Origin of the sequence: Rhodococcus sp. IEGM 1341 (assembly GCF_030056895.1) — a bacterium.
Lineage (GTDB): Bacteria > Actinomycetota > Actinomycetes > Mycobacteriales > Mycobacteriaceae > Rhodococcoides.
Genome location: NZ_JASHKV010000002.1, coordinates 1 through 23,069, shown reverse-complemented (window position 1 = coordinate 23,069; position 23,069 = coordinate 1). Strand labels below are relative to the sequence as shown.

The window sequence follows — 23,069 nt, the reverse complement described above, 5'->3', positions numbered from 1 at the left end:
TACGTTTCGTAAAGAGTGAGACAGGTCACTGAGCAACCCCCGGCGCACGAGGAGAACCGATGACCGAGACCACTGCACCTCCGAAATGGAAGGTGGTCGGCCCCGGACTCGTGGTCGCCGCAACCGGCATCGGGGCTGCCGACCTAGTCGCGACTCTGGTGGCCGGTTCGCGCTACGGCTACGCACTGCTCTGGGTCATCATCGTCGGCGTCGTCATGAAAGTCGTTCTGGTGGAAGGTGCCGGCCGGTACACCTTGGCGTCGGGCAACACGATCTTTCAGGGCTGGCGTTCGCTGGGTAAGTGGACGACGGTCTATTTCGCGCCGTACATCGTGATCTGGGTATTCGTCTATGGTGCTGCGGCGATGTCGTCGAGCGCGTTGCCGATCGTCGCGCTGTTCCCGGCCCTGGATCTGAAGGTTGTCGCCATCGCGTCCGGGCTCCTCGGGTTCGCGTTGATCTGGCTCGGTAGCTACGGGTTCTTCGAGAAGATCATCACCGTCTTCGTGGGCATCATGTTCGTGACCGTGATCGGCGCTGCGGTAGTAGCAGTTCCGAACGTTCCCGCGATCGTCAAAGGCATCGTCCCCACCATTCCCGACGGCTCCATCGTGTACGTCCTCGGCCTCGCAGGTGGCGTCGGCGGCACCATCACGCTCGCCGCATACGGCTACTGGCTGCGCGAGAAAGGCTGGATCACACCGAAATTCATGCGCGTCATGCGCATCGACAATTCGATGGCCTACGTCATCTCCGGCATCTTCGTCCTCGCCATGCTCATCGTCGGTGCCGAACTGCTGTACTCGTCGCAGATCGCGATCTCCACCGGCGATCAGGGCCTGATTCAACTCTCCGACGTGCTCGCCGAGCGCTACGGCACGGTGTTCGGGTACGTGTTCCTCATCGGATTCTGGTCCGCGTCGTTCTCGTCCCTGATCGGGGTGTGGAACGGAGTGAGCCTGATGTTCGCGGACTTCGTCGGCAATCTGAAGGGGCTCGAACAGGGCCACCCCGAAACACGCGTGGGCGGTAAGTACTTCCGCTGGTACGTCGCATGGTTGACGTTCCCGCCGATGGCGCTGCTGTGGCTGGACCAACCTATCGGACTCGTGCTCGCGTACGGCGTCCTCGGGGCGGTGTTCATGCCGTTCCTGGCGGTGACGCTGTTGATTTTGCTCAACAGCGATCGGGTGCCACAGCAGTGGCGCAACGGCTGGTTCACCAACCTGACGCTGGGTGTCTGCGCATTCCTGTTCGCGTGGCTCGCCGTCGACCAGGTCTTGGACGCACTCGACAAGTACGTGTATTAGTCGGCCGCTTCCAGGCGGGCGCGCAGCGTCGACTCCGTGTGCTTGATCGCCTGACCCACAACGGGTTCGACCACAGCGCCGAGCACCTTGCCTGCAATTCCGCCGGGAAGGCTGTAGCGGAACACCACATCCAGACGGGTACCGCCGTCTGCCGTGTCGGAGAACGACCACGTGGACGAGTTGGACAGGCCCTCGACCGATTCGAGCGTGAGCCTCTCGTTGTGGACCCATTCGGTCACGTGCACAACAGAGGTGAGAGCCTTCGGACCGATCTGCATCGTCGCGTCGTACGTGGCTCCGAGACCGGACAGGATGTCGCTCCTCGGCTCGAACCGGGTGATGCCGAACATCCACTGCGGGACGTTTCTGAAGTCGTCCATGTAAGCGAATGCCGCATCACGACTGGTCGATGCCACGGCCGAACGATTGATTTCACGCACTCGTGCACCCTAGTACATGCTACGGCGTGTTACGCATACTTTGGCGGTCCGTTTCAGCGGCGCACGTATCCCGCCTGCATATCCACCACGTTGACCAATTCCGAACCACGGACGTACCGCTGCAGGTTGTCCTCGAACAGCGCCCACAGACGCTCCGCGAAATCGTCGGAGTCGCCCGCCAGATGCGCGGTCAGGATGACGTTGTCCATGTCCCACAGCGGGCTCGTGTCCGGCAATGGTTCGACCTCGAACACGTCCAACACGGCCCACCCGATCCCTCCGGATCCCAGGGCATCGCACAGGGCCTGCTCGTCGACGACGGGACCGCGGGCGATGTTGACCAGGCCTGCATCGAAACGCATGGCCCCCAGCACCGCCGCGTCGACGAGTCCGCGCGAGGCATCGGTCAGCGGTGTCGCCAACACGATCACGTCGTATTCGCCTGCATACGAGGGCAATTCTCGAAAGTTTCGGATCCGCGAGAACTCCGAATCGCCCGGTCGCTCGGACGTTGCCGCGGCCTCGACGCGCATACCGAGTGTTCCGAGCATCCGGGCGATTTCGCGTCCGATCGAACCGGGACCGACGACGAGAGCGGCGCGACCGTGAATCCCGCTGGTAACTCTGTGCTCCCACACCCGCTCGCGCTGCCGAGCAAGCGCCCGGGGCAACTTCTTGACCGACGCCAGAATGCCGGCTGCGACGTACTCGGCGATGGCCCGGTCGAGGATGCCACCGGAATTGGTCAGCATCCACGGGCTCTCGCGCAGAACCGGATCCAGCAGTCGATCGACTCCGGCACTCGACGCGTGGATCCAGCGAAGATTCTCGGCACCGGGCCACACGCCCCGCAGATCGGCAGTCTCGAAGGTCCGGAACAGCAGCACCTCGGCCCACGACACCGCGTCGGCGAGTTCGTCCATCAGGCAGCTTCGGAAGTCGACTCCATCGATCAGGGGGAAGGAACGCCGGTCCGAACCGCTCTCGACCACAAGCACGTTCACCACAGAACTCGCCACCTCCGTACCATGGCACCGTGCTCACCGTGGAACCCGCAACTGCCGCCGACGCGGCAACGATACTCGGCCTCCGGCACGCAGCCGAGGACTGGCTCTCGGATCGAGGGATCGATCAGTGGACGCCACGCGAGGTGCCCCTCGGCACTGTCGCAGCGCAGATCGAGGCAGGAGAGTTCTACGTCGCCCGACGCGATCCCGGCGGCCCGATAGTCGGAGCACTGCGCTTGATCGGATCCGACCCGACCATCTGGCCCGAGCAGGACGAACTGGCCTGCTACGTACACGGATTGGTGATCGACAGAAGCGAGGCCGGGACCGGCCTCGGTGCGTCACTGCTCGAGTGGGCGTCGGAGCAGACCCGCCGGGAAGGACGCTCGTTGCTGCGTCTGGACTGCGCCGAGACCAACGACGCGTTGCGCAGCTACTACCTGAATCAGGGGTTCAGCTACGTCGGCCGCCGCGAGTTCGCCGAGGGCAGTGCATGGTTCAGCGTTGCCCTGTTCGAGAAGCCGAACGATCGGTAGTGTCTCGTCCATGGGCGAGAACCGGGATCGTATGCTGCGCGGAGAACTGTACCGAGACAACGATCCCGAACTGGTGGCGTCTCGGGTGGCGTGCGGCAGGCTATTGGACCGATTCAACGCAACCGACGCAGACCGGAACGAAGAGCGTCGGGAGATTCTCGGCGAATTGCTCGGATCCTTCGGAGACGATTCGTGGATCATGCCCAGGTTCCAATGTGATTACGGCACAAACATTTCCATCGGATCGAACAGTTTCCTCAACTACGACGCGATCCTGTTGGACTGCGCGCCCATCACCATCGGCGACGATGTGTCGATCGGACCACGGGCACAACTGCTGACGCCGCTGCACCCCATGGAGGATCACGAGGCGCGCCGAACACGCTGGGAGAGTGCTCTTCCCATCGTCATCGGGAACAACGTCTGGCTGGGCGGCGGAGTCATCGTGTGCCCGGGCGTCACGATCGGCGAGAACTCGGTGATCGGTGCAGGCAGCGTCGTCACCCGGGACGTGCCGCCGCACACCTTCGCTGCCGGCAACCCGAGTCGGACCATTCGCGCCCTACCGTGAGATCACCTCGTGCAAGATCTTGTCGGAGTCACCGACGAGGGTGCCGACGGCCATCCGGGCGCCCCACCAGATGCCCAGCCACCCGATAGCCGCGGCCACAGGAACGGACAGGTACGCGAACGCACCGGGCAGGAGCAGTGCCAGCAGCAGACCGGGCACCACCGACACTCCGAGTACGACCATCGACAGCAAGATCAATGCGAACGAACCTCCGTTGAACGACCCTCGGGTGTTCAGCGAAAAGGCCTTGGTGGGTTCGGGGACCGGGTAGGCGGCACGGACCGAGATCACGACGATGAGCCCTGCACTGACGCCGAGCATCGACAGCGTCACCGAAATGGGGACCGCCAACCGGTCGAGTCCGAGGTCGCCGAACACTCGGACCACCGTCGTCGACACGATCGCGAAAGGTGCGGCAACCATCAGCCACGCGATCTGCCGACCACGGACGTCGTCGCGCAGAGCCTGCGGAATCATCACCAGATGCCACATGGAACTGCCGTCGAGGCCGTACAGATTCGATCCCGCGCCCATCGCCATGTAGATCACCATCCACGCACCCCACTCTGCGGTGAACGGAATCGAATCGGTCAGCAACGGACCGACGCCTCCGAGCACCGTGAAGATCAGCACCGACAGCAACTGGCTTCGACGACGCATATCGCCGCCCCACAGGGACAACTCCCGCATCACCACCGCGCCGACACGGGTGGTGCGCCAGCCGGTGTCACCGTTGCGGCCGTTCGTTGCCGTCTGCTTCCGCGACGCGCCGTACGAGGCGGACACCCGCCCCTCGAAGAGCCGCAGCACAAGTCGCTGCCACGCCCACACCACTGCGACGTCGAGCAGCAGCAGTCCCGCCACTGCGCCGATCGCGAGAGGCCAGTTGCCGTCGAGCGCAGCGTCGACTCCGGTGATGCCCCAGCTGAACGGAATCGAATGTGCCAGCGTCAGAGGCCATGTCACTTCGCCCGACAGCACCCGAGAGAAGTTCTGGGTGATGGGGAACTGCAGGAAGTACAGGCCGCCGAACACCGCACCGAACGCCAGCAGAGCGAACTCTCGACTACGCCGACTCTTCAGTAGCTGAGACATCGCCACGGTGACCACCCTGGACAGCGTCACGAAGAGTACGACGGTCGCTGGCCAGGCCACCAGGGCAAGCGGAAGTGCTGCGAGAGAACGGGACACGGCGTAGATCGGGATCGACGCGGTCGCGATGCCCGTCAACGGCACCAGCATCCCGTACGCCGATGTGGCCAACAGGGCACGCGCCAGGCGTGAGGGTTTCACCGACAGCATCTGGAAGTGGCGGGGCTGGATGTTGTCGTCGGAGATCCCCGAGAGCACCGGGAACAGCACCCAGCTCAGACCGATCAGTGTCAGCCCGAGGCTCACGGTGCCGCCGACCAACACCTGCGAGGCTCCACTGCGCGCAGACAACACACACGCCAGTACCGCGAAGACCAGCCCCAGCAACCCGAACACGCTTTTCACCACTGCTTGGCCGCCCCTGAATTGCCTGCGGTAGAGCGTGATTCGCATCTGCAGGACGGTTCGACCGAGAGACGTCACGAGCGCATCCAGGACAGGCCGTCGGGGTTCTGTTCGCGAGTACCGACCAGGCGAACGAAGGCGTCGTCCAGACTTCCGCCGGCGCGGACCTCGTCCACCGTGCCCGCAGCCACGACTCGGCCACCGGTGATGACGCCGACGTGGGTACAGAGCTGCTCGACGAGTGCCATCACGTGACTCGACAGGATCACCGATCCGCCGGACCGGACGAACTGGACCAGAATGGTGCGAATGGTGGTGGAGGAGATGGGGTCGACCGCCTCGAAGGGCTCGTCCAGCACCAACAGCCGGGGGCCGTGCAGCAGCGCCGAGGCCAGCCCGATCTTCTTGGTCATACCCGCGGAGTAGTCGGCGATGACGGTTCCCCCGGCGTCGGCAAGATCCAATGCGTCCAACAGCTCGTCCCGACGCTGTGCGATCACGTCCTCGGGCATTGCGCGCAGTCGTCCGAAGTAGGTCAGAAGCTCGTGGCCGGTGAACTGGGATGGCAGAGCGAGCCCGTCGGGCAGTACTCCGAGTAGCTCTTTCGCGGCGATGGGGTCGGCCCAGACGTCTCGTCCGAACACCAGACTTCGGCCGTACTGTGGCCTGAGCAGACCGACCGCCATGGATAGACACGTCGTCTTGCCAGCGCCGTTCGGGCCGACGAGTCCGAACATCGAACCGGGTGGAACCATCAGCGACAGGTCGTCGACTGCGACTTTGGGGCCGAAAGCCATACAGAGGTGCTCGATCAGCAGGGCAGCAGAATTCGTTTGCACGGGTAACAGACTAACCGGTATGGGACGGTTCGTCATCCGGTATCGATCAGCCGTCCCGGTACCATCTGGGCATGAATCGCACGGCAGTGGTCACCGGAGCTTCGTCGGGTATCGGACGCGCGGTTGCGCAGGCGCTCCTCGCCCGGGGGTACCGAGTGATCGGCACCTCGCGCAATCCGGACTCGATGACCGACGCGCAACGGGCCACCGGCGTCGAGTATCGCGCTCTCGACCTCACCGATGCCGACTCGATCCGGAACTTCGTCGCCGATCTCGGTGTCGTCGACGTGTTGGTCAACAACGCCGGTGAGAGTCAGTCCGGGCCGTTCGAGGAGCTGCCGACCGATGCCATCGAGCGGTTGTTCCAGTTGAATGTCTTCGGTGCAGTGACGCTGTCCCAGGGCGTCATTCCCGGTATGCGCGAGCGTGGCTACGGCCGCATCGTGATGATCGGATCGATGCTGGCGAGCTTCCCGCTCGCCTACCGCTCGTCCTACGCGTCGACGAAGGCCGCCATCAAGGGCTTCTCCGATGCCGCGCGCCTGGAACTCTCGCCCTTCGGGGTGTGGATGACCACCGTCGAGCCGGGCTCGATCAACACCGGAATCAGTGAGCGACGGACCAAGTACATCGCACCGGATTCGGTCCACCGAGACGACTTCCACACCGCGATCTCGTCTCTGGACCGCAAGGAGGGAACCGGCATCTCCGCCGAGGAAGTCGCGGAGGTGGTGTTGAAGGCCATCGAGGCGGACAAGCCGAAACCGTTGTACGCCAGAGGAAGCAACGCACCGGTCGTGTTCATGGCGCGGCGATTGCTCCCGGCGACCTTCATGGAGAAGACAATCGCGAAGATGTTCGGCCTGAAGCGGTAGCCGACGTCACCCGGCGATCGCCGCGTGCATTTCCCACACGATCACTTCGGCTCCGGTTGCGGTGCTCAGTTTCTGCCCGCCGCCTCCGGAGATCCGCACGGCGTCGCCCTCGGCAAGTACGCCGACACCCTCGAGCATCGCTTCACCCTCGGCTACGAAGATGTGCACGAACGGCGCGTCGGGAACGTCGACCGGGGCTTGTCCTGGCTGCAGACGTGCAGCGTGCATCGCGGCGTACTTGTTCTTGATTCGGATCGCCGCGTGATCGGCGTGGCGCGCCATCCCTGACGCCACCGGAACCAGCCCGCCACTGAGCAATTCGCTGTCGATTTCGAGCTGCTCGTAGCCCGGGGTGATGCCCTGTTCGTCGGGCACAACCCACATCTGGACGAATCGAACGGGATCGCCGTGCTTGCCCGAGTACGAGCCGGCGGTTTCACCGAGTCGCCACGAGTCGTTCTTCTCCGAGTGCAGAATTCCTGTGCCTGCACTCATGCGCTGCGCGAGACCGGGATAGATGACGCCGGAGTGGCCCATCGAATCCTGGTGCACCAGCGATCCTTGCAGTACCCAGGTCACGATCTCCATGTCACGGTGTGGGTGGGTGTCGAATCCCTGCCCGGGGGTGACGATGTCGTCGTTGTTGACCATCAAGACGCCGTGGTGGGTGTTGCCACGATCGAAGTGATTGCCGAAGGAGAAGGAGTGCTTGGAGTCGAGCCAGCCGATCTTGGTCTTGAATCGGTCGTCGGCCCGTCGGACGTCGAGTGTGGTTGCTGCAGAGGTCATGTCATTGCCTCGAATCTCGAAGTATGGGGGTCAGAGAACGTGCGAGCCGTACATCTCACCGAGTGGATCGGCGATCAGTTCGAGACGCGCACCGTCGGGGTCGCGGAAGTACAGCGAGACATCGCTGTGCTCGATCAGTTCCACTCCGGCGTCGATCAGCTTGGTACGCAGGTGTTCCCACCTGGTCGGCTCGACGCTGATCGCCACGTGGTGGAGGCCGCCGAGCACTTCTGCATACGGTCCGACGTCGAGTCCAGGAAAGTCGAAGAACGCCAGCAGGTTGCTGTTGCCGATATCGAAGAAGAAGTGCGAGGAGCCCGGGTAGTCACGGTTCTCGATGAGTTCGGTGAGCGGGAACTCGAGGAGATCCTGGTAGAAGCGAACCGTGGCTTCGACGTCGCTGCTGACCAAGGCGGTGTGATGCAGTCCCCGTGCCGACGACGCGGGCCGCTCGCCTGCCGGCTTCATGTGCTGGGCACGGATGCGGTCACGCTCGATGGTGTGCTGATCTGTCTCGGTCATCGCTCTACCCTTCGGGTCAAGTAGTTGCTTCGTCAACTACCACGACAGTACACCGAGTAGTTGCGTTGTCAACTAATATGGACCCATGGAATCTCCACGGTGGCTCAGCCAGGACGAACAGTCGGCCTGGCGCGCATACCTCGACGCGACTCGGCTGCTGCTTCGCGATCTCGACAACCAGCTCACTCGTGACTCCGGTATCTCGTTCACCGACTTCGAGTTGCTGGTGGTGCTCTCCGAAGCGCCCGATCGCCGACGCCGCATGAGCGAACTCGCCGACGCCGTCACCACCACTCGAAGCGGCGTCACCAGGGCCATCAGCCGGTTGGTCGAGTGCGGTTGGGTTCGACGCGTCAAATGCGACGACGACAAGCGGGGCATGTCCGCCGAGCTCACCGAGTCCGGCCTCAGCACCCTCGCCGAGGCCAGTCCAGGGCACGCCGCAGCGGTACGGGAGAACATGTTCGACCTGGTGAACCCAGAGGATCTCGCGGCCCTCACCCGCACTTTCTCGGCAATGCGGAACCACGCGTCGTGACCCTCACCCACATTTCCGGCGAGCAGCGGCATCACTGGTGGAACGAATGGCTCGACTCCAAACAGTCCTTCCCCGCCACCGGCAACTACGACCTGGCTGCGAACGCGCATGGCCTGCTGATGGTGCACAACGAGGACACCGTCTTTCCCGGTGAGGGCTTCGATTCGCACGAGCACCGGAACATGGAGATCCTCACGTGGGTACTCGAGGGCACGCTCGCGCACACCGATTCCGAGGGCAATTCCGGACTGATCCGCCCCGGTCTGATTCAACGCATGAGTGCGGGCACCGGCATTCGCCACACCGAACGCAACGCGTCGAGCCTGACCAGCCGCGACAAGCTACGCGTCGTACAGATGTGGATCCCGCCGGATGCCGACGGACGGGTGCCCTCGTACGACGAACTGGACGTGCGCGACGAGTTGGCATCCGGCGAGCTGGTCTGTGTGGCATCGGGAATGCCGGGCAGAAGTGGAATACACATCGGCAATCGCTTTGCGGCACTGCACGTTGCGCGGCTCCGGCGCGGACAGTCCATCACCGTTCCCGACGCGCCGTTCGGTCACGTCTTCGTCGCCGACGGTTCGGCGATGTTCGAGGACATCGGCGATCTCGCCCAGGGTGACGCGGTGCGACTGACCTCCACCGGCGGACACCGTGTGACAGCATCGACCGCGAGCGAAATCATGATCTGGGAAATGCACGCCACCTTCGCCTGAGGGAGTGTCGACTATGCCGACCATCGCCACCGATGATGCTGTCACCCTGAACTATCTGGACGAGGGCACAGGCCCGGCCGTGGTGCTCATTGCCGGTTTCTGCGCGCCTGCGACGACCTGGGCGCTGCAGCAGAAAGCGTTGGTGGACGGTGGATATCGCGTTCTGGCGCTCGATCGACGAGGACACGGCGCTTCGGAGGCACCGATCCACGGTGCGTCCATGGAGCGACACGGACGCGACGTGGCGAACTTCCTGTCCGAGGTGGGCGTCGACGAGGCCGTCTTGATCGGCGGCTCCATGGGGGCGAGCACCATCTGGTCGTACATCTCGCAATTCGGCACCGAGCACGTACGAGCCGTCGTATCGGTGGATCAGACGCCGAAGATGGTGAACAGCTCCGACTGGAAGAACGGCTTCTACGGTCTCACCGAGGACAACCGAACGACGGTCTTCGACAACGGAATACCCGATACCGGACACGGCCTGCCCAAGTGGAAGTCCGTGCCGTCGCTCCTGAAGCTCGTGCTCGCGCTACGTGCGGTTCCGAAGATGGCGTCGCCCGATACCCCGCCGATGCAGGCTCTGCTCGCAGACCATGCTGCCCGGGATTGGCGCGCGACCATCGCAGCAACGGATCGGCCGTACCTGATGGTCGCCGGGCGTGAGAGTCAGTTCTGGCCTGCTGCACACGCTTTCGATTCCGTCGTAGGCAACTCACACGGCCGATCGGTAGTGCTGGACAAATGCGGCCACGCCGCGAACATGGACCGACCGAACGAATTCAACACGGCAATGCTGGAGTTCCTCGACTCGATCGAGTGAGGTCACGCGTGCGGGTGCCCGCCCAACGCCTCAGCACACGCAACAAGATTGCGATGCAGCACTTCCCGCTCCTGCGCGGAGAGCGATTCGATCATGGTGCGTTCCACGTCTGCGACGGCGGCCGACGCTTGTCGTAGGCGTTCGATTCCTCGAGCCGTCACGTGCAGGCGTTGGTCTCGACCGGCACCTTCGATCTCCACCAAGCCATCGCGCGTCAGCCCGGCCAGCAGCTGATGGGTTGCCTGCCGGCTGACGAACACCGCGCGGGCGAGCTCTGCGTTGGACAATCCCGGCTTGTGCGCGAGGAGTTCGAGGCTGGAGTACTGCGAGACGGTGATGTCGAGTTCGCGTAGGCGATCGTCCATCGCCGAACGCAGGGCGGATGTGGCCCGCTTGAGGGCGTAGCCGATCGAGGTGTCGAGGTCCACTTGACTCATGTCAACATCTTGACATACCTTTGTCTCGTCAAGTTCTTGACAACCCAACGGAAGGATCCACCATGGCCACCGCTACCGTCTCCGGACCGAGCTTCCTCTCTCTGCAAGTACGCGACCTCGCCGCCAGCGCAGACTTCTACGAAAGCCGGCTCGGCCTGGTCCGCGCACCCCAGGCTCCCCCCGGCGCGGTGGTGTTCACAACCTCGCCCATCCCGTTCGCCGTCCGAAACCCAGCTCCCGGAACCGATCTCGACAGCGGACAGGCCGGACTGGGGGTAGCCCTGTGGCTCTCCTGCGACGACGCCGAGGCGTTGCACGAGTCACTGGTCGCCGCCGACGTGCCCATCCTGACAGCACCCTTCGACGGTCCCTTCGGTAAGACCTTCGTCCTGTCCGACCCGGACGGATACGCGGTGACCGTGCACAGCAGTTAGTTCCGAAAGCGCGGCGGCCATGAGACCCTGAAACCGCCACGGCCTCCGCAGAGTAGGGACCTTCACCATTCTCAGAGCCTTGATCGACCGGACCATCGCGGCATCCAATGCACCACGAAAGCCCGCCAAACCACCAGGCCCGATCCTATTGACATTCACCACAAGCGTCGTCGCCGCCTGGGTCTGTCTGTCCAGAAGTTGGTGGCCGTCCCCGTACGGCGAGCTGACAGGACCTGACCGGTTGCTCGTCGCACTGATTGCAACCGTGGCACTGCTGATCATCGGCCTGATCTGGGCCATCCGGGTTCTCCACGTCATCGGCCAGGATCGACGATGGTCGTGGTGGATAGTGCCCGCTCCGATCATCGTCGGCATCGGGGCGACACTGTTGATGCTGTCGCCGTCGGCGTAGTTCCGCAGACAACACCTACCTATACAGCAGTAAGTTCCGAAAGAACTATTGCGAAATATTTCTTTCGGGTTATGGTTGTCGTATGCCCCCACCACCTCCGGATCGGACGCCGCGGAAGCTGACGGACATGTCCGAGCTGAAGGCGCTGACGCATCCCATCCGGCTGCGACTGCTCTATGCGTTGCGCGCCAACAAGTCCATGACAGCGACCCAGCTCGGCGATCTGGTGGACGAGTCACCCGCCTCGATGAGCTATCACCTGCGAAAGCTCGCCGAGCACGGGTTCGTCAAGGAGGTCGAGAACGGATCGGACAAACGTCAGCGCTGGTGGTCGGAGGCCAGCGAGAACGGGTTCAGCTGGTCCGAGAACGACTTCGCCGACTCACCCGAGTCGTTGTCGGTTGCCAAGGCATCCAAAGAATCCTGGTTGGCACATCAGTGGTCGCGTCTGCGCAACTTCGATCGAACATCCGAATCCTGGGGTCCGGAGTGGGTATCGGCTGCCTTCAGCACCGACAACGTCCTGCGACTGACCGCGAGCGAAACCGCCGAGATGGACGTGGAATTACGTGCCGTCGTGGACAGGTGGCGTCGACATGGGGAAACCGCGACCTCGGGGGACCGCGAACACGTCATGGTTCTGATGCACGGATTCCCCACGACACCATAGGAGTTGGCATGTATCCGTTCGATCCGCACACGTACCTGTTCATCGCCCGGCACGATCGCGAGTTGCATGTGCTTCGAGCCGAGCGCCGCAGACTGGCTGCTGCCCAGAAACGCCTGCGCCGCGACGAACTTCGCGTTCAGCGCGCATGGGACGAGTTGACGGCATCGCTCGCCGATGTCTCCGTGTCCGAGCGAAGGGTGCTCGAGCTCATTCATCGGTGAGGAAAGCGGCCACTACTTCGCGGCAGCCCGCTTGGCGAGTACCTTCGAGATCCCCAGCTGCGCAGCGACGATGATGCCGCCCACGATCGCGCCGATGATCGCCGACGCGAGGGTGTTGACGATCCACGCCAGCACTCCGCCGATGCCGGCCACGCCGCGCACTGCGTCCTCGCCGTGATGCACGAGTTCGTAGATCGGATGGAATCCGAGCTCGTCGATACCGACGAGCAGGATGTGTCCGCCGACCCACAGCATCGCCGCGGTGCCGACGACCGAGAGCACCGACATGACCTTCGGCATGCCCTTGACCAAGCCTCGGCCGAACTTCTCCACGAATCCGGTGGACCCGTCGGCCAGTTTCAGACCGATGTCGTCCATCTTCACGATCAGCGCGACGACTCCGTACACGACGATCGTGATGACCACGGCGACAACCGCCAGGATGATCAGGCGGCTCCAAAAGTCCTCTGCAGCAATGGTGTCGAGCGCGATGACCATGATCTCGGCGGACAGAATCAGATCGGTGCGCACTGCGCCGGAGACAACGGTGTCCTCGTCGCGCGGCTCGTCCTCGGCTGCGGCGTGATGGTCGCCGTGGCCGAACAGCGCACCCCAGATCTTGTGCGCGGCCTCATAGCTGAGGTAGCAGCCGCCGAGCATCAGAATGGGGGTGAGCAGCCACGGCAGGAACTGACTGAGCAACAGAGCGATCGGCAGAATGATGAGCAGCTTGTTGCGCAGCGAGCCCACGGCGATGCGCTTGATAATGGGCAGTTCACGTTCGGCTGCGAGACCGCGAACGTACTGCGGCGTCACTGCTGCGTCGTCGATCACGACGCCGGCGGCCTTGGCCGTCGCCTTGCCTGTCGCCGCACCGACATCGTCGATGGACGCAGCTGCCAGACGCGCCAGCGCTGCCACGTCGTCGAGCAGGGCTACGAGTCCGCCGGCCATCACAAACCTCCGCGTCGATACGAGAACACCACTGGGCTCCTCATGATGCGAGCCCTTGGAACCCTACCGTCCGCAGGTGGTCTGTGATCGCCGTCCGGCCCCTCCTTGTCGGTGGCTACGCGATCTTGCGCTCCTCCTCGACCTCGACGACCTTCGCAGGCGGCAATCCGATGCTCGGGTCGTGTCCTCGGAAATTCTTCAACCACCAGCTCCAGTCCTCGGGCACCAGCGAGAACGGGTCACCGTGGCCGAGCTCGCGTGCAGCCCACACCGGCCAGTGCGGGTTGGCCAGCGCCGGACGACCGAGCAACACCACGTCGATCTTGCCGTCGCGGATCACGGCGTCCGCATTTTCCGGAACACCGAGGTTCCAGCTGCACGTCACCGGAATATCCAGCTCACGCTTGACCCGCGCGGCGCGCTCGACCATGAACCCCATGTCGCCGAACGGTGGGTCCACCATGTCGTCGGTGTTGAAGCCGAGGCTGACATCCGCCATGTCCAGGCCGTGTTCCTTCATCCATCCGATGGCGATCATGGATTCGTCGAACTGAACTCCGTCGGGGTGATGGTCGTCCGAGCCCAATCGCATGGTGAGCGGGTACTTCTCGGGCCACACCTCACGCACCGCGTCGAGTGCCTCGAGATGGAACCGTGCCCGGTTCTCCAGGCTTCCGCCGTACTGGTCGGTGCGCTGGTTCGCCAGCGGGGAGAAGAAGCTGGCACCGAGATAACCATGGGCGTAGTGCATTTCGAGCCACTCGTACCCGGCTTCCGCAGCACGAACAGCTGCGTCGGCGTAGCTCTGATGGATCGCCTTGATCTCGGGCACAGTGAGTTCGTGGACGGGGAACGAGTGGTCGCCGCCGTAGGGAATCGCCGACGGCGCAACACACTCCCAACCGTCGGGATGGTCTGCCGGAAGCTGGTGTCCGCCCTGCCACGGTGGCACTTCACTGCCCTTGCGTCCGGTGTGGCCCAGCTGAATCGCCGGAACCGATCCCATCTGCTTGATCATCGCCGTCACGCGAGCGTGACCCTCGATCTGATCGTCGTCGTAGATCCCGGCGCATCCGGGAGTGGTTCGTCCGTCGGGCGTGATCGCAACCTGCTCCGGGAACACCATCCCGAAGCCGCCTGCCGCACGCGCACCGAGATACATGAGGTGGAAGTCGTTCATCTTCCCGTCGACGGCGCGGTACATCGTCATCGGCGACATGGCGATGCGGTTTCGAAGCGTGACGCCTTTGAGCGTGAACGGACTGAAGAGATCGGGCATGGCAGTGGTCCTTTCCTCGGTAGAACCACCTCATCACCTGGCACGTTTCGACCGACTACACCGGTGGTGCAAATCGGTGACGGTTTTCTCACCGTCGAACTCACCCGAGTGTGAGGGCCGATCTTCACTGCCGGTAAGAGCTCATGAAGTTGCCCAGCCGCTCGAGTGCCGTTGCGAGGTCGTCCACGTTGGGCAGGGTCACCAGTCGGAAGTGATCGGGCACATCCCAATTGAATGCGCGGCCGTGGCTGACCAAAATCTTCTCGGACTCGAGCAAGTCGAGGACGAATTTCTCGTCGTCGACGATGCCGAAGCGTTCGGTGTCGAGTTTGGGGAACATGTACAGCGCACCCGCTGCCTGCACGCAGCTGATTCCGTCGATGGAGTTGAGCATGCGATGCGCCAGATCGCGCTGCGCGGTCAGCCTGCCCGCCGGAAGTAGGAGATCCTCGATCGACTGCCTACCGCCGAGCGCGGTCTGTATCGCGTGCTGCGCCGGGACATTCGCACACATGCGCATGTTGGACAGCAGGGTGATGCCCTCGATGAAACTCGCCGCACGCCGACGCGGGCCCGTGATCGCCAGCCAACCGGCACGAAATCCACACACCCGGTACGCTTTCGACAGACCCGAATAGGTCAGGCACAGAACATCTTTGCCCGTCAGAGTGGCGAGATTGATCATCTCCGCCCCGTCGTAGACGATCTTCTCGTAGATCTCGTCGGCAAGCAGAATAAGATCGTGCTTCCGCGCCAGGTCGACGAATCGCTCCAGCGCCTCACGCGGATACACCGCTCCCGTCGGGTTGTTGGGATTGATCACCACGATCGCACGGGTGCGGGGGGTGATCTTGGCTTCGAGGTCCTCGAAGTCCGGTGCCCAGTCCTGGCTTTCGTCGGCCAGATAGTGGACGGGTACGCCCCCGGCGAGGGCTACCGAGCCCGTCCACAACGGATAGTCGGGCGACGGGATCAGGATTTCGTCTTCCGGGTTGCACAGCGCCTGCATCGTCATCGTGATCAATTCCGATACCCCGTTGCCGAGGTAGACGTCGCCCACGTCGAGATCGGTCAGGCCTTTGGTCTGGTAGTACTGGACCACCGCGGTACGGGCGGAGAACAGACCGCGGGAGTCCGAATAGCCCTGTGCGGTAGGGAGGTTGCGGATCATTGCCATCATGATCTCGTCCGGTGCCTCGAAACCGAACGGGGCAGGATTGCCGACGTTGAGCCGCAGGATCGCGTGCCCCTGCTCCTCGAGTTCTTCGGTTTTGTCCAGAATGCGTCCACGAATGTCGTACCGCACGTTCTCGAGCTTGCGCGCCTGATCGATCGATTTCGTCATTTCGAAAACTCCTCCTGCCGAACGGTCGGCGACATCCGGGTCCGGACCGCCACTGTTGCACACACGATGACCGCCGCTCCACCCACGATCACCGGCCACGTCAAGCCCTCGCGCAGGATGATCGCGGCCCAGCAGATGGTGAGCACAGGTTGGATCAACTGGACCTGGCTGACGCTGGACATCGGACCGATTGCCAGTCCCCGGTACCAAGCGAAGAACCCCAGGTACATACTCACCACCGCCAGATACCCGAAGGCTGTCCACTCGGGCGCGCCGGCTGTCGAGGGTTGCTGCCACCACGCGAACGCGGCCGATGCGCCGGTGACCGGTACGGACACGACCAGCGCCCACGACACCGTCTGCCACGCGCCGAGTTCTCGCGACAACAGGCCGCCCTCGGCGTATCCCACCGCCGCGGCGACCACTGCTCCGAGCAGCAGCAGATCCGACCACTGGACACCCGTCGACTGCCCGCCCTGCAGAGCAGCGAATCCGACTGCGACGGCAGCGCCCACGCCTGCGACCAACCAGAACATCGGCCGCACGGGTTGCCGTTCGCGGACAACAGCGACGACGGCGGTGGCGGCCGGCAACAATGCGATGACAACGGCGCTGTGCCCGGCCGATGCAGTGGTGAGGGCGTACGAGGTGAGCACCGGGAAGCCGATGACGACACCGGCCGCGATCACCGCGAGCCGCATCCACTGCCGCCCCTGAGGGAGCCGTTGCCCAGTAGCGGCGAGCGCTACCGCAGCCAATGCGGCGGCGACTACAGCGCGTCCAGTTCCGACGAAAAGCGGGGACAGGCCCCCGGTGACGGCGACGCGGGTCAGCGGCACCGTGAACGAGAACGCCGTGACGCCTGCCAGGCCCCAGAGCAGTCCGGCGCGGGATAGCAGACCCGCCCCAGACCGAGTAGCGCTACCATGCTGTGTCATGTCCGACGATAGCAGTTCCCGGATCGTGTCTGCACTGAGAATATGGATTGCGACTGCGCCACCGGAAGCCCGGCTGCCGTCCACCCGCGCCCTGGTCGCCGAACATTCGGCAAGCCCGGTCACGGTTCAGAAGGCTCTCCGCACGCTCATCGCGCAGGGCGTCATCGAAAGCCGGCCTGGCGTCGGCACATTCGTCAAGACGGTACGCACAGCGCGCCCCAACGATTACGGGTGGCAGACTGCGGCTCTGGGAGCGCCGGACAATCGACTGCAACTCCCGGCGGCTCTGCAGTCGACGTCGAGCGACGTGATCGCTCTGCATTCTGGCTACCCGGCTCGAGAGTTGTTGCCGGAAAGGCTTGTTCACGCCGCCTTCACCCGCGCCTCGCGCACCGACGCGGTGATCGCCCGACCGCCCACCGCGGGTCTGCCGGAACTGCGGGCATGGTTCGCCGCCGAGCTGGGGGCGTCGACACCGTTGGGCATCACGCCACCGTCGGCCAGTGACGTCGTCATCATCCCCGGCAGCCAGACCGGACTCAGCACGGCATTTCGGGCGCTCGTCGGAGCCGGTCGGCCGTTACTCATGGAGTCCCCGACGTACTGGGGCGCGATCCTTGCTGCCACGCAGGCAGGTGTCCGCGTCGTACCGATACCCAGCGGCGTCGACGGTCCGGACCCCGACGCGCTCGCTCGGGCATTCGCGCACACCGGCGCTCGGGCGTTCTATGCCCAACCCACGTTCGCCAGCCCCACCGGTGCACAGTGGTCGCCCACATTGTCCGAGCAGGTCCTCGCCACTGTTCGACGCCACGGCGCGTTTCTGATCGAGGACGACTCGGCCCACGATTTCGGCATCACCGCGGAGCCGAGTCCGCTGGCCGCACGGGACGACGCCGGGCATGTCGTCTACCTTCGCTCACTCACCAAGACGGTGTCACCCTCGGTTCGCCTGGCAGGCCTGATCGCTCGCGGGCCCGCACACGAGCGCATCCTCGCCGATACGGGAGCCGAATCGATGTATGTCAGCGGGATTCTGCAAGCCGTGGCGCTCGATGTGGTCACGCAACCTGCCTGGCGAACCCACCTGCGGCGGTTGCGTACTCAGCTGGCTTCGCGTCGAGACTTGTTGGCGAACAGCCTCATCGAGTTCGCACCGCGTGGACATCTCGACGCGGTGCCCCGAGGTGGACTCAATCTCTGGATGCGACTGAGCGACGACGCAGATCTGGAACGCATTGTGCGCGATTGCAAGTCGGCGGGCGTCATCGTCGGGGCCGGCCACGACTACTTCCCCGCCGAACCAACCGGAAAGTACCTTCGACTCAACTACGCGGGCCCCAACCCCGGGGAGTTCGCCGACGCGGCGCGCACGATCGGCTCGATCATCTGAGACCGTTGGAAGCATCGACGGCAAACGTCGACTTCCGACCCCACACGAACCAGACCAGGGGACCGAGGAACGGGAACGCCAGTACGACGAAGATCCACACTGCGCGACCGGCGACAGTGTAGTTCGGCGAGCCGATGATGCTGACCAACGCAGCAACGAACAGAACGACCGCGCCGAGCACTGCCACCAGAACGATGGTTCCCAAGCCCCACCCCAGCACCTGCTCGGTGGTGGACGGTTGCTGAGACAGAAGTGTTACGGCGTGCATGACGGTTCCTCCGATAATGCTGTTTCGTTGACCTGGTCAACGTTACGAACCGGCAGGCCGCGCCACATCGGTCTGCGTGGGTATTTCGTCGTACATCTCGAGATGTACGACGCGGTCCGGGTCGGCCCCGTTGTTCAGTCGACCGAACGACACAAGCCTTTGGGGCACAGACAATTTGGCTCCGAACGATCATCCGAACAAGGGATATCCGACGCGGTTCCGTTGTGCCACCATCGCTGAGACGGACAGCCCGTCCAGTACTTTCGGTGGAGGAATTGTGTCGAGCAAGAGTGGAATTCGTAAGAACCTGGCGCGCCGTTCGGTGGCGGTGGCCCTGACCGCCGCAGCGTTCACGCTGGCCGCGCCCGCGTCGGCCCTGGCCCAGCCCGAACTCGGCCCGATCGTCGACAGCGGCAGCGCCATCGTCGACAGTGGCAGTGCGATTCTCGACGGCGGGAACATCATCGACAACGGTGTACGCATTCTCGGAAGCGGAAGTGCCATAGCCGGCGGCATCCTCGGGATCGACACGGGTTCGGCGAACGGAGGCATCGCGACCCAGCAGTGCAACGCCTCGACACTGTCGGGCGAAGAGGGCGTGACGGAGACCCTGCACGAGTTGGGTCGAACCGGACCGACGTCGTTCGTTCTCAGCTACGACACCGTCGACGTTCCCGATCAGATCGAGGTGTTCTACCAGGGCGCACTGATCCACAACACCGGCTATGTCGGCGGCAGCACCGGCGTCGGCTCGGTGGTGGTGGCAGTTCCGCCCGGCGCCGCAACCAATGTGCTGGTGCGCGTCACCGGACCGGCCGGCACCGTCTGGACCTACACCGTGAGCTGCCCGGCCTGAGAGAGCTACCCACGACAGGCCCCTCCGGGCTACGTTGTCACTGAGCGACGTGACCTGGGGGGGACTGTGCAGAACGTCAAGAACGACTACGCCGCGTGGATGGGACTGGGGCCGGGCGGACTTCCCGCGAACGTGGGCGGCTGGCTGATCACCACTGCCCTGAGGCCACTTGCTCGACGCGATCCACTGACGGTCGCCGGCACATCGAGTCCTGGTTTGCACTGGCACCTCCAGCAGCGCCCCGGACTTCGGCCGTCGATCGCGCCGCACCCCATTCCTCATCGCCAACTCACCGATCGAGGTACCCCTGCTTCGATCGAGCGTCTGACTGTCGCCGTCACCGAACACGCCGGATCGGAATCGCCGTTTCACATGGAGCGCAGTCGATTCGAGCGACGAGGCGACGCGCTGTACGTCTCGGACATCAGTGCTGCCGCGCCGTGGATATCGCGGACGAAGGGCGAAGTTCTGCACGTACACGAGAGCGAAGGCTCGATGCACGTGGTGATGCAGCCGGACGACGCCCAGACCGTCATCTCCGCCGGGTGGGGTGAACTGCACCCCTTGGCCGGACGCCCGGTCCTCGGCCTACCCGAGACCTATGTCTTCCTCTACGCACCACGAGACTCCGACGACATCTACGGAATCGAACAGATCATTCGACGCGCGGTCTCCACCGCGAGGGCCTGACTCTCCGCTCGAGCGGGGTACGGACAAAGTCGGCTGAACTCTGGGCAGAAGCTACCGAACATGTGACGATCGATGAATGACACTCGACGACATCGTGAACGTGGTCGCAAGCTTCGAGGGCACCGTGACGCAGCGCCCACGAGAGGGTGATGGAACTCCCGAACTTGCTTGGGGCGATGCGTTCTTCTACTACTCACCCGACGGGACGATCCCGACGACGCAGCCGTTCGCAACGATCGTGACCAAGAACTACCCGGGTGACGAGCTGTCCCAACTGAACAGGCCAGGCGCGTTCCGCGTCAATATCGTTGTAGGAAAGCAGCAATTCGAGGAGATCCTGGGAGTGCCGCCCCGCGAAGCGGCCCACGCACCCCAGGCCGACAGCGACGATGTCATCGCCGCCCACCCTCAGTACGGCACCGCCGGTTGGCTTTCGGTGGTCAACCCGTCGGCGCAGACCGAGACACACGTTCGGGAACTACTGGACTCCGCCTACGACGTTGCCAAGAGCAGATACGAACGACGCCAGGGCTGATCAGCCGAAGAAGTCGTCAATCGATCGGGACAGCCCGTCGACGTCCAGGCCGTTGGCCCGATCGTGTTCGGCCACTGTGCCGTACTTGCGACGCTCTCCGGGCTCCACCCCGATTCCCAACACCCGATGACGCACATCGGCCAAGGCTCGATCGACCTGCAGCACAGACGTTCCCGCGAGATACGGCTCGACGATCATGATGTCCGGCGCCGTCAGCGTCCCTCGTAGAGTGGCACTGTCGAAGGGCCTGATCGTCGACGCATGCAGCACCGTCAGGTCGCGCCCCGACGCCGCGGCCAGAACTCGATCCGTCGTCGGTCCGACGGAGATGACGGTTCCCGAATTGCCCTGCTGCAGAACGGTGAACTTCCCGTCGGACCGTCCGTACGGGCGATCGTTGCACACCCCGTCGAGCCTGATGTACACGCGATCGTCGGTGGCCGCCGCGCTGTGCAGCATCCACTCGACCTCGTCTACGTGACCGGGGATGTGGACCGTCCACTCGCCCAGCGTGTCGAGGAGTGCGACATCTCGCTGACCGAAATGTGTCTCGCCGCCCTGCGGCCATCCGTAGGACCCGCCGGAGCTCACCAGGATGGCACCGACGCCCTGGTGCCCCAGATCGAGCTTCACCTGCTCGAAGGGTCGCTCGATCAGAAACGGCGGGAAGGTATGCACGATCGGCCGCATTCCGGCCAGGGCCAGACCACCGGCGACGCCGATCATCGCCTGCTCTCGAATACCGACGTTGATCACCCGCGATCGAATATCGGGGGTGAGGTGCGGTCCGAGATATCCGACTCCGATCTCCGCCAGCACCAACGCTGTTCGCTCGTTCTGCGCCAACAATTGGGGCACCAGACTGTAGAAGTACTCGCGTTGATCCAGCGATGCACTCATCAGCTCTCCTTCTTTTCGACGTGAGCGACCACCACATGTGGACGGCCTGCGTGATCGGCGCGAAACGCCTGGCGAAGAGCACTGTGGTCTCGACCGTCGACGTCAGAGGTGTGCCACCCCTCGACGGCGAACCGCGAGGCGATACCTCCGGGCCAACCCAGACCGGCAGAATCGTTGTCGATCACCACGGCGGTCAAATTGCCCAACTCGGACCGCGCAGCAAATTGAATGGCTTCCATATTGCTGCCCTCGTCGAGTTCCGCGTCGCCGATCAGCACGAAGACTCGGGCGATGCACTTCTGAATCCGCAGCGCGACAGCAGTTCCAGCGGCCAGCGCCAGACCATGACCGAGAGATCCGGATCCGATGTCGACCCCGGGAATGAGCGTGCGGTCCGGATGATTACCCAGCGGAGAGTGGTAGCTGCCGAACGACGCGAGCTCGGTGGGCGTCAAGAATCCACGTGCCGCTAGCACGGCGTAGTACGCCATCGGACCATGCCCCTTGGACAGATAGAACCGATCACGATTCGGGTCATCGGGATTCGCAGGATCGAGCCGCAGGATGTCGGAGTACAGCACCCACAACACATCCAGCGTCGAAGTGGCACTGGTGCTGTGCTTTTCGTCGCCCGTCATCAGTGTCATGAGTTGCGGCAACTCGTCGTAAGTCCTTTGCATGACCCCACCCTGCAACCTCGAGTGCACTCGAGGTCAAGGCAGAAGTGGGTGGTGCGGTGGGTGTCCAACATTTGTGCTCAGAGGCGCTTTCCGGGCTGTTTCGATTTCGAGGTGGCCGTCGTTGGGCTGGGTGTGCGCGTAGGAACTATCGGGGTCGCGGGCGGGCCCGGCCTCAAGCCAGTGCCGGGGTTTGTGCTCCGATGGCCTTGAACAGGTTGTGTACCAGAGCGTGGAAGGTGAATTCCGCGGCTGCTCGTTGTTGTCCTCGGCTGCTGAAGCGTCGGAATCCGAGATTGTGTTTGGCGTGACCGAACGGGGTCTCGGCGATGTGGCTGCGCAGGCCGTAGAGCGCGGCACCGACCGGGGTCCGCAGCCGATGCGACATGACTTGTTTCGGTGTCGCACCCGGTGGTGGTGGCCCGTCGACGGGCATGTCGGCTGCTGCTTTCGACACCGCGGCGTGCTTGCCGATCGCGATCAACCGGTCGGGTCCTGGAGCGGTCAAATTCGCCTCGGTCAGATACCCGGCATCGGCGAGTAGCACCCCGATCTCGTTGTCGGCGTTCGGATCCGGATCGACACGAGCACTCG

30 protein-coding genes are annotated in these 23,069 nt (G+C 63.8%); 15 read left to right on the top strand and 15 right to left on the bottom strand.

Translation table 11 applies throughout. The features are described from left to right. Positions 1-59: 59 nt before the first annotated feature. Positions 60-1,310, top strand: coding sequence for an Nramp family divalent metal transporter (locus QM615_RS07250; protein ID WP_149406771.1), 1,251 nt, complete (start codon positions 60-62; stop codon positions 1,308-1,310). Here the strand turns inward: QM615_RS07250 and QM615_RS07245 are convergent. Beyond that, entirely contained in the window at positions 1,307-1,750 is a 444-nt protein-coding gene (locus tag QM615_RS07245) for an SRPBCC family protein (protein WP_082898666.1), read from the bottom strand. The two genes, QM615_RS07250 and QM615_RS07245, sit on opposite strands and share 4 nt — an antisense overlap. A 53-nt stretch (positions 1,751-1,803) precedes the next feature. After that, entirely contained in the window at positions 1,804-2,754 is a 951-nt protein-coding gene (locus tag QM615_RS07240) for a D-2-hydroxyacid dehydrogenase (RefSeq protein ID WP_149406770.1), read from the bottom strand. A gap of 32 nt (positions 2,755-2,786) precedes the next feature. Here QM615_RS07240 and QM615_RS07235 point away from each other — a divergent pair, with 32 nt between their 5' ends. Then, positions 2,787-3,293, top strand: a complete 507-nt coding sequence (locus QM615_RS07235) for a GNAT family N-acetyltransferase (RefSeq protein ID WP_149406769.1) — start codon at positions 2,787-2,789, stop codon at positions 3,291-3,293. 10 nt (positions 3,294-3,303) lie between these two features. Beyond that, entirely contained in the window at positions 3,304-3,864 is a 561-nt protein-coding gene (locus QM615_RS07230) for a sugar O-acetyltransferase (RefSeq protein ID WP_149406768.1), read from the top strand. Here QM615_RS07230 and QM615_RS07225 read toward each other — a convergent pair. Next, positions 3,856-5,439, bottom strand: coding sequence for an ABC transporter permease (locus QM615_RS07225; protein ID WP_149406767.1), 1,584 nt, complete (start codon positions 5,437-5,439; stop codon positions 3,856-3,858). The genes QM615_RS07230 and QM615_RS07225 overlap by 9 nt on opposite strands. Beyond that, the gene (locus QM615_RS07220) at positions 5,436-6,236 is read right to left on the bottom strand and encodes an ABC transporter ATP-binding protein (protein ID WP_149406766.1); all 801 of its coding nucleotides are present in this window, start codon (positions 6,234-6,236) and stop codon (positions 5,436-5,438) included. The genes QM615_RS07225 and QM615_RS07220 overlap by 4 nt, the downstream gene beginning before the upstream one ends. Before the next feature lie 35 nt (positions 6,237-6,271). On the opposite strand from QM615_RS07220, the gene QM615_RS07215 reads away from it, so the two are divergent. Continuing rightward, entirely contained in the window at positions 6,272-7,075 is an 804-nt protein-coding gene (locus QM615_RS07215; protein WP_149406765.1) for an SDR family oxidoreductase, read from the top strand. 6 nt (positions 7,076-7,081) lie between these two features. Here the strand turns inward: QM615_RS07215 and QM615_RS07210 are convergent, their stop codons facing one another. Together QM615_RS07210 and QM615_RS07205 are read right to left on the bottom strand one after the other, a co-directional pair. Beyond that, complete coding sequence (locus QM615_RS07210) at positions 7,082-7,864, bottom strand: pirin family protein (protein ID WP_149406764.1); 783 nt, start codon at positions 7,862-7,864, stop codon at positions 7,082-7,084. Positions 7,865-7,894: 30 nt separating this feature from the next. Further along, complete coding sequence (locus QM615_RS07205; RefSeq protein WP_149406763.1) at positions 7,895-8,386, bottom strand: VOC family protein; 492 nt, start codon at positions 8,384-8,386, stop codon at positions 7,895-7,897. 85 nt (positions 8,387-8,471) lie between these two features. Here QM615_RS07205 and QM615_RS07200 point away from each other — a divergent pair, with 85 nt between their 5' ends. Genes QM615_RS07200 through QM615_RS07190 form a run of 3 tightly spaced genes read left to right on the top strand, consistent with a single transcriptional unit; the run spans position 8,472 to position 10,466 of the window. Next, a complete protein-coding gene (locus tag QM615_RS07200; RefSeq protein ID WP_094669507.1) occupies positions 8,472-8,924 on the top strand; it encodes a MarR family winged helix-turn-helix transcriptional regulator in 453 nt (150 codons plus the stop codon). Continuing rightward, entirely contained in the window at positions 8,921-9,643 is a 723-nt protein-coding gene (locus tag QM615_RS07195) for a pirin family protein (RefSeq protein ID WP_149406762.1), read from the top strand. The genes QM615_RS07200 and QM615_RS07195 overlap by 4 nt, the downstream gene beginning before the upstream one ends. A gap of 13 nt (positions 9,644-9,656) precedes the next feature. Continuing rightward, on the top strand, positions 9,657-10,466 hold the full coding sequence (locus QM615_RS07190; RefSeq protein ID WP_149406761.1) for an alpha/beta fold hydrolase: 810 nt from the start codon (positions 9,657-9,659) through the stop codon (positions 10,464-10,466). Positions 10,467-10,468: 2 nt separating this feature from the next. Here the strand turns inward: QM615_RS07190 and QM615_RS07185 are convergent, their stop codons facing one another. Further along, the gene (locus QM615_RS07185) at positions 10,469-10,903 is read right to left on the bottom strand and encodes a MarR family winged helix-turn-helix transcriptional regulator (protein ID WP_068049409.1); all 435 of its coding nucleotides are present in this window, start codon (positions 10,901-10,903) and stop codon (positions 10,469-10,471) included. Positions 10,904-10,965: 62 nt separating this feature from the next. On the opposite strand from QM615_RS07185, the gene QM615_RS07180 reads away from it, so the two are divergent. From QM615_RS07180 to QM615_RS07165, 4 genes are all read left to right on the top strand, one after another. Beyond that, on the top strand, positions 10,966-11,337 hold the full coding sequence (locus QM615_RS07180; RefSeq protein ID WP_149406760.1) for a VOC family protein: 372 nt from the start codon (positions 10,966-10,968) through the stop codon (positions 11,335-11,337). A gap of 148 nt (positions 11,338-11,485) precedes the next feature. After that, complete coding sequence (locus tag QM615_RS07175) at positions 11,486-11,749, top strand: hypothetical protein (protein ID WP_149406759.1); 264 nt, start codon at positions 11,486-11,488, stop codon at positions 11,747-11,749. Between the two features lie 127 nt (positions 11,750-11,876). Beyond that, positions 11,877-12,419: a winged helix-turn-helix domain-containing protein gene (locus tag QM615_RS07170; protein ID WP_149406758.1), complete on the top strand. Its 543-nt coding sequence runs from the start codon at positions 11,877-11,879 to the stop codon at positions 12,417-12,419. Positions 12,420-12,427: 8 nt separating this feature from the next. After that, positions 12,428-12,640, top strand: a complete 213-nt coding sequence (locus QM615_RS07165) for a hypothetical protein (protein WP_149406757.1) — start codon at positions 12,428-12,430, stop codon at positions 12,638-12,640. 12 nt (positions 12,641-12,652) lie between these two features. Here QM615_RS07165 and QM615_RS07160 read toward each other — a convergent pair whose 3' ends face one another. The 4 genes from QM615_RS07160 to QM615_RS07145 all read right to left on the bottom strand — a co-directional run bounded on the left by QM615_RS07160 (position 12,653) and on the right by QM615_RS07145 (position 17,156). Beyond that, entirely contained in the window at positions 12,653-13,594 is a 942-nt protein-coding gene (locus QM615_RS07160) for a DUF808 domain-containing protein (RefSeq protein WP_094638341.1), read from the bottom strand. Positions 13,595-13,709: 115 nt separating this feature from the next. After that, positions 13,710-14,873 carry an NADH:flavin oxidoreductase/NADH oxidase gene (locus QM615_RS07155; RefSeq protein WP_149406756.1) on the bottom strand — a complete coding sequence of 388 codons (1,164 nt, stop codon included), beginning with the start codon at positions 14,871-14,873 and terminating at the stop codon, positions 13,710-13,712. A 124-nt stretch (positions 14,874-14,997) separates the two neighbouring features. Further along, positions 14,998-16,218 carry a pyridoxal phosphate-dependent aminotransferase gene (locus QM615_RS07150; protein ID WP_149406755.1) on the bottom strand — a complete coding sequence of 407 codons (1,221 nt, stop codon included), beginning with the start codon at positions 16,216-16,218 and terminating at the stop codon, positions 14,998-15,000. Then, the gene (locus QM615_RS07145; protein WP_149406754.1) at positions 16,215-17,156 is read right to left on the bottom strand and encodes a DMT family transporter; all 942 of its coding nucleotides are present in this window, start codon (positions 17,154-17,156) and stop codon (positions 16,215-16,217) included. Before QM615_RS07145 ends, QM615_RS07150 begins: the two co-directional genes overlap by 4 nt. Between QM615_RS07145 and QM615_RS07140 the strand changes: the two genes are divergently transcribed. Continuing rightward, positions 17,155-18,549, top strand: coding sequence for an aminotransferase-like domain-containing protein (locus QM615_RS07140; protein ID WP_149406753.1), 1,395 nt, complete (start codon positions 17,155-17,157; stop codon positions 18,547-18,549). The genes QM615_RS07145 and QM615_RS07140 overlap by 2 nt on opposite strands. Here the strand turns inward: QM615_RS07140 and QM615_RS07135 are convergent. Then, positions 18,542-18,817, bottom strand: coding sequence for a PLD nuclease N-terminal domain-containing protein (locus tag QM615_RS07135; RefSeq protein WP_149406752.1), 276 nt, complete (start codon positions 18,815-18,817; stop codon positions 18,542-18,544). The two genes, QM615_RS07140 and QM615_RS07135, sit on opposite strands and share 8 nt — an antisense overlap. Before the next feature lie 277 nt (positions 18,818-19,094). On the opposite strand from QM615_RS07135, the gene QM615_RS07130 reads away from it, so the two are divergent. From QM615_RS07130 to QM615_RS07120, 3 genes are all read left to right on the top strand, one after another. Then, positions 19,095-19,673 (top strand): hypothetical protein, encoded by a 579-nt coding sequence (locus QM615_RS07130; RefSeq protein ID WP_188078722.1) that lies wholly within the window; start codon positions 19,095-19,097, stop codon positions 19,671-19,673. Between the two features lie 66 nt (positions 19,674-19,739). Further along, positions 19,740-20,363, top strand: a complete 624-nt coding sequence (locus QM615_RS07125) for a luciferase domain-containing protein (RefSeq protein WP_149406751.1) — start codon at positions 19,740-19,742, stop codon at positions 20,361-20,363. A gap of 76 nt (positions 20,364-20,439) precedes the next feature. Continuing rightward, entirely contained in the window at positions 20,440-20,898 is a 459-nt protein-coding gene (locus tag QM615_RS07120; protein ID WP_149406750.1) for a DUF6194 family protein, read from the top strand. Here QM615_RS07120 and QM615_RS07115 read toward each other — a convergent pair whose 3' ends face one another. The 3 genes from QM615_RS07115 to QM615_RS07105 all read right to left on the bottom strand — a co-directional run. Beyond that, on the bottom strand, positions 20,899-21,798 hold the full coding sequence (locus QM615_RS07115) for a transketolase family protein (RefSeq protein WP_149406749.1): 900 nt from the start codon (positions 21,796-21,798) through the stop codon (positions 20,899-20,901). Then, on the bottom strand, positions 21,798-22,478 hold the full coding sequence (locus QM615_RS07110) for a thiamine pyrophosphate-binding protein (RefSeq protein WP_149406748.1): 681 nt from the start codon (positions 22,476-22,478) through the stop codon (positions 21,798-21,800). Before QM615_RS07110 ends, QM615_RS07115 begins: the two co-directional genes overlap by 1 nt. A gap of 172 nt (positions 22,479-22,650) precedes the next feature. Further along, a partial coding sequence (locus QM615_RS07105; protein ID WP_283347174.1) for a transposase occupies positions 22,651-23,069 on the bottom strand: 419 nt, incomplete at its 5' end.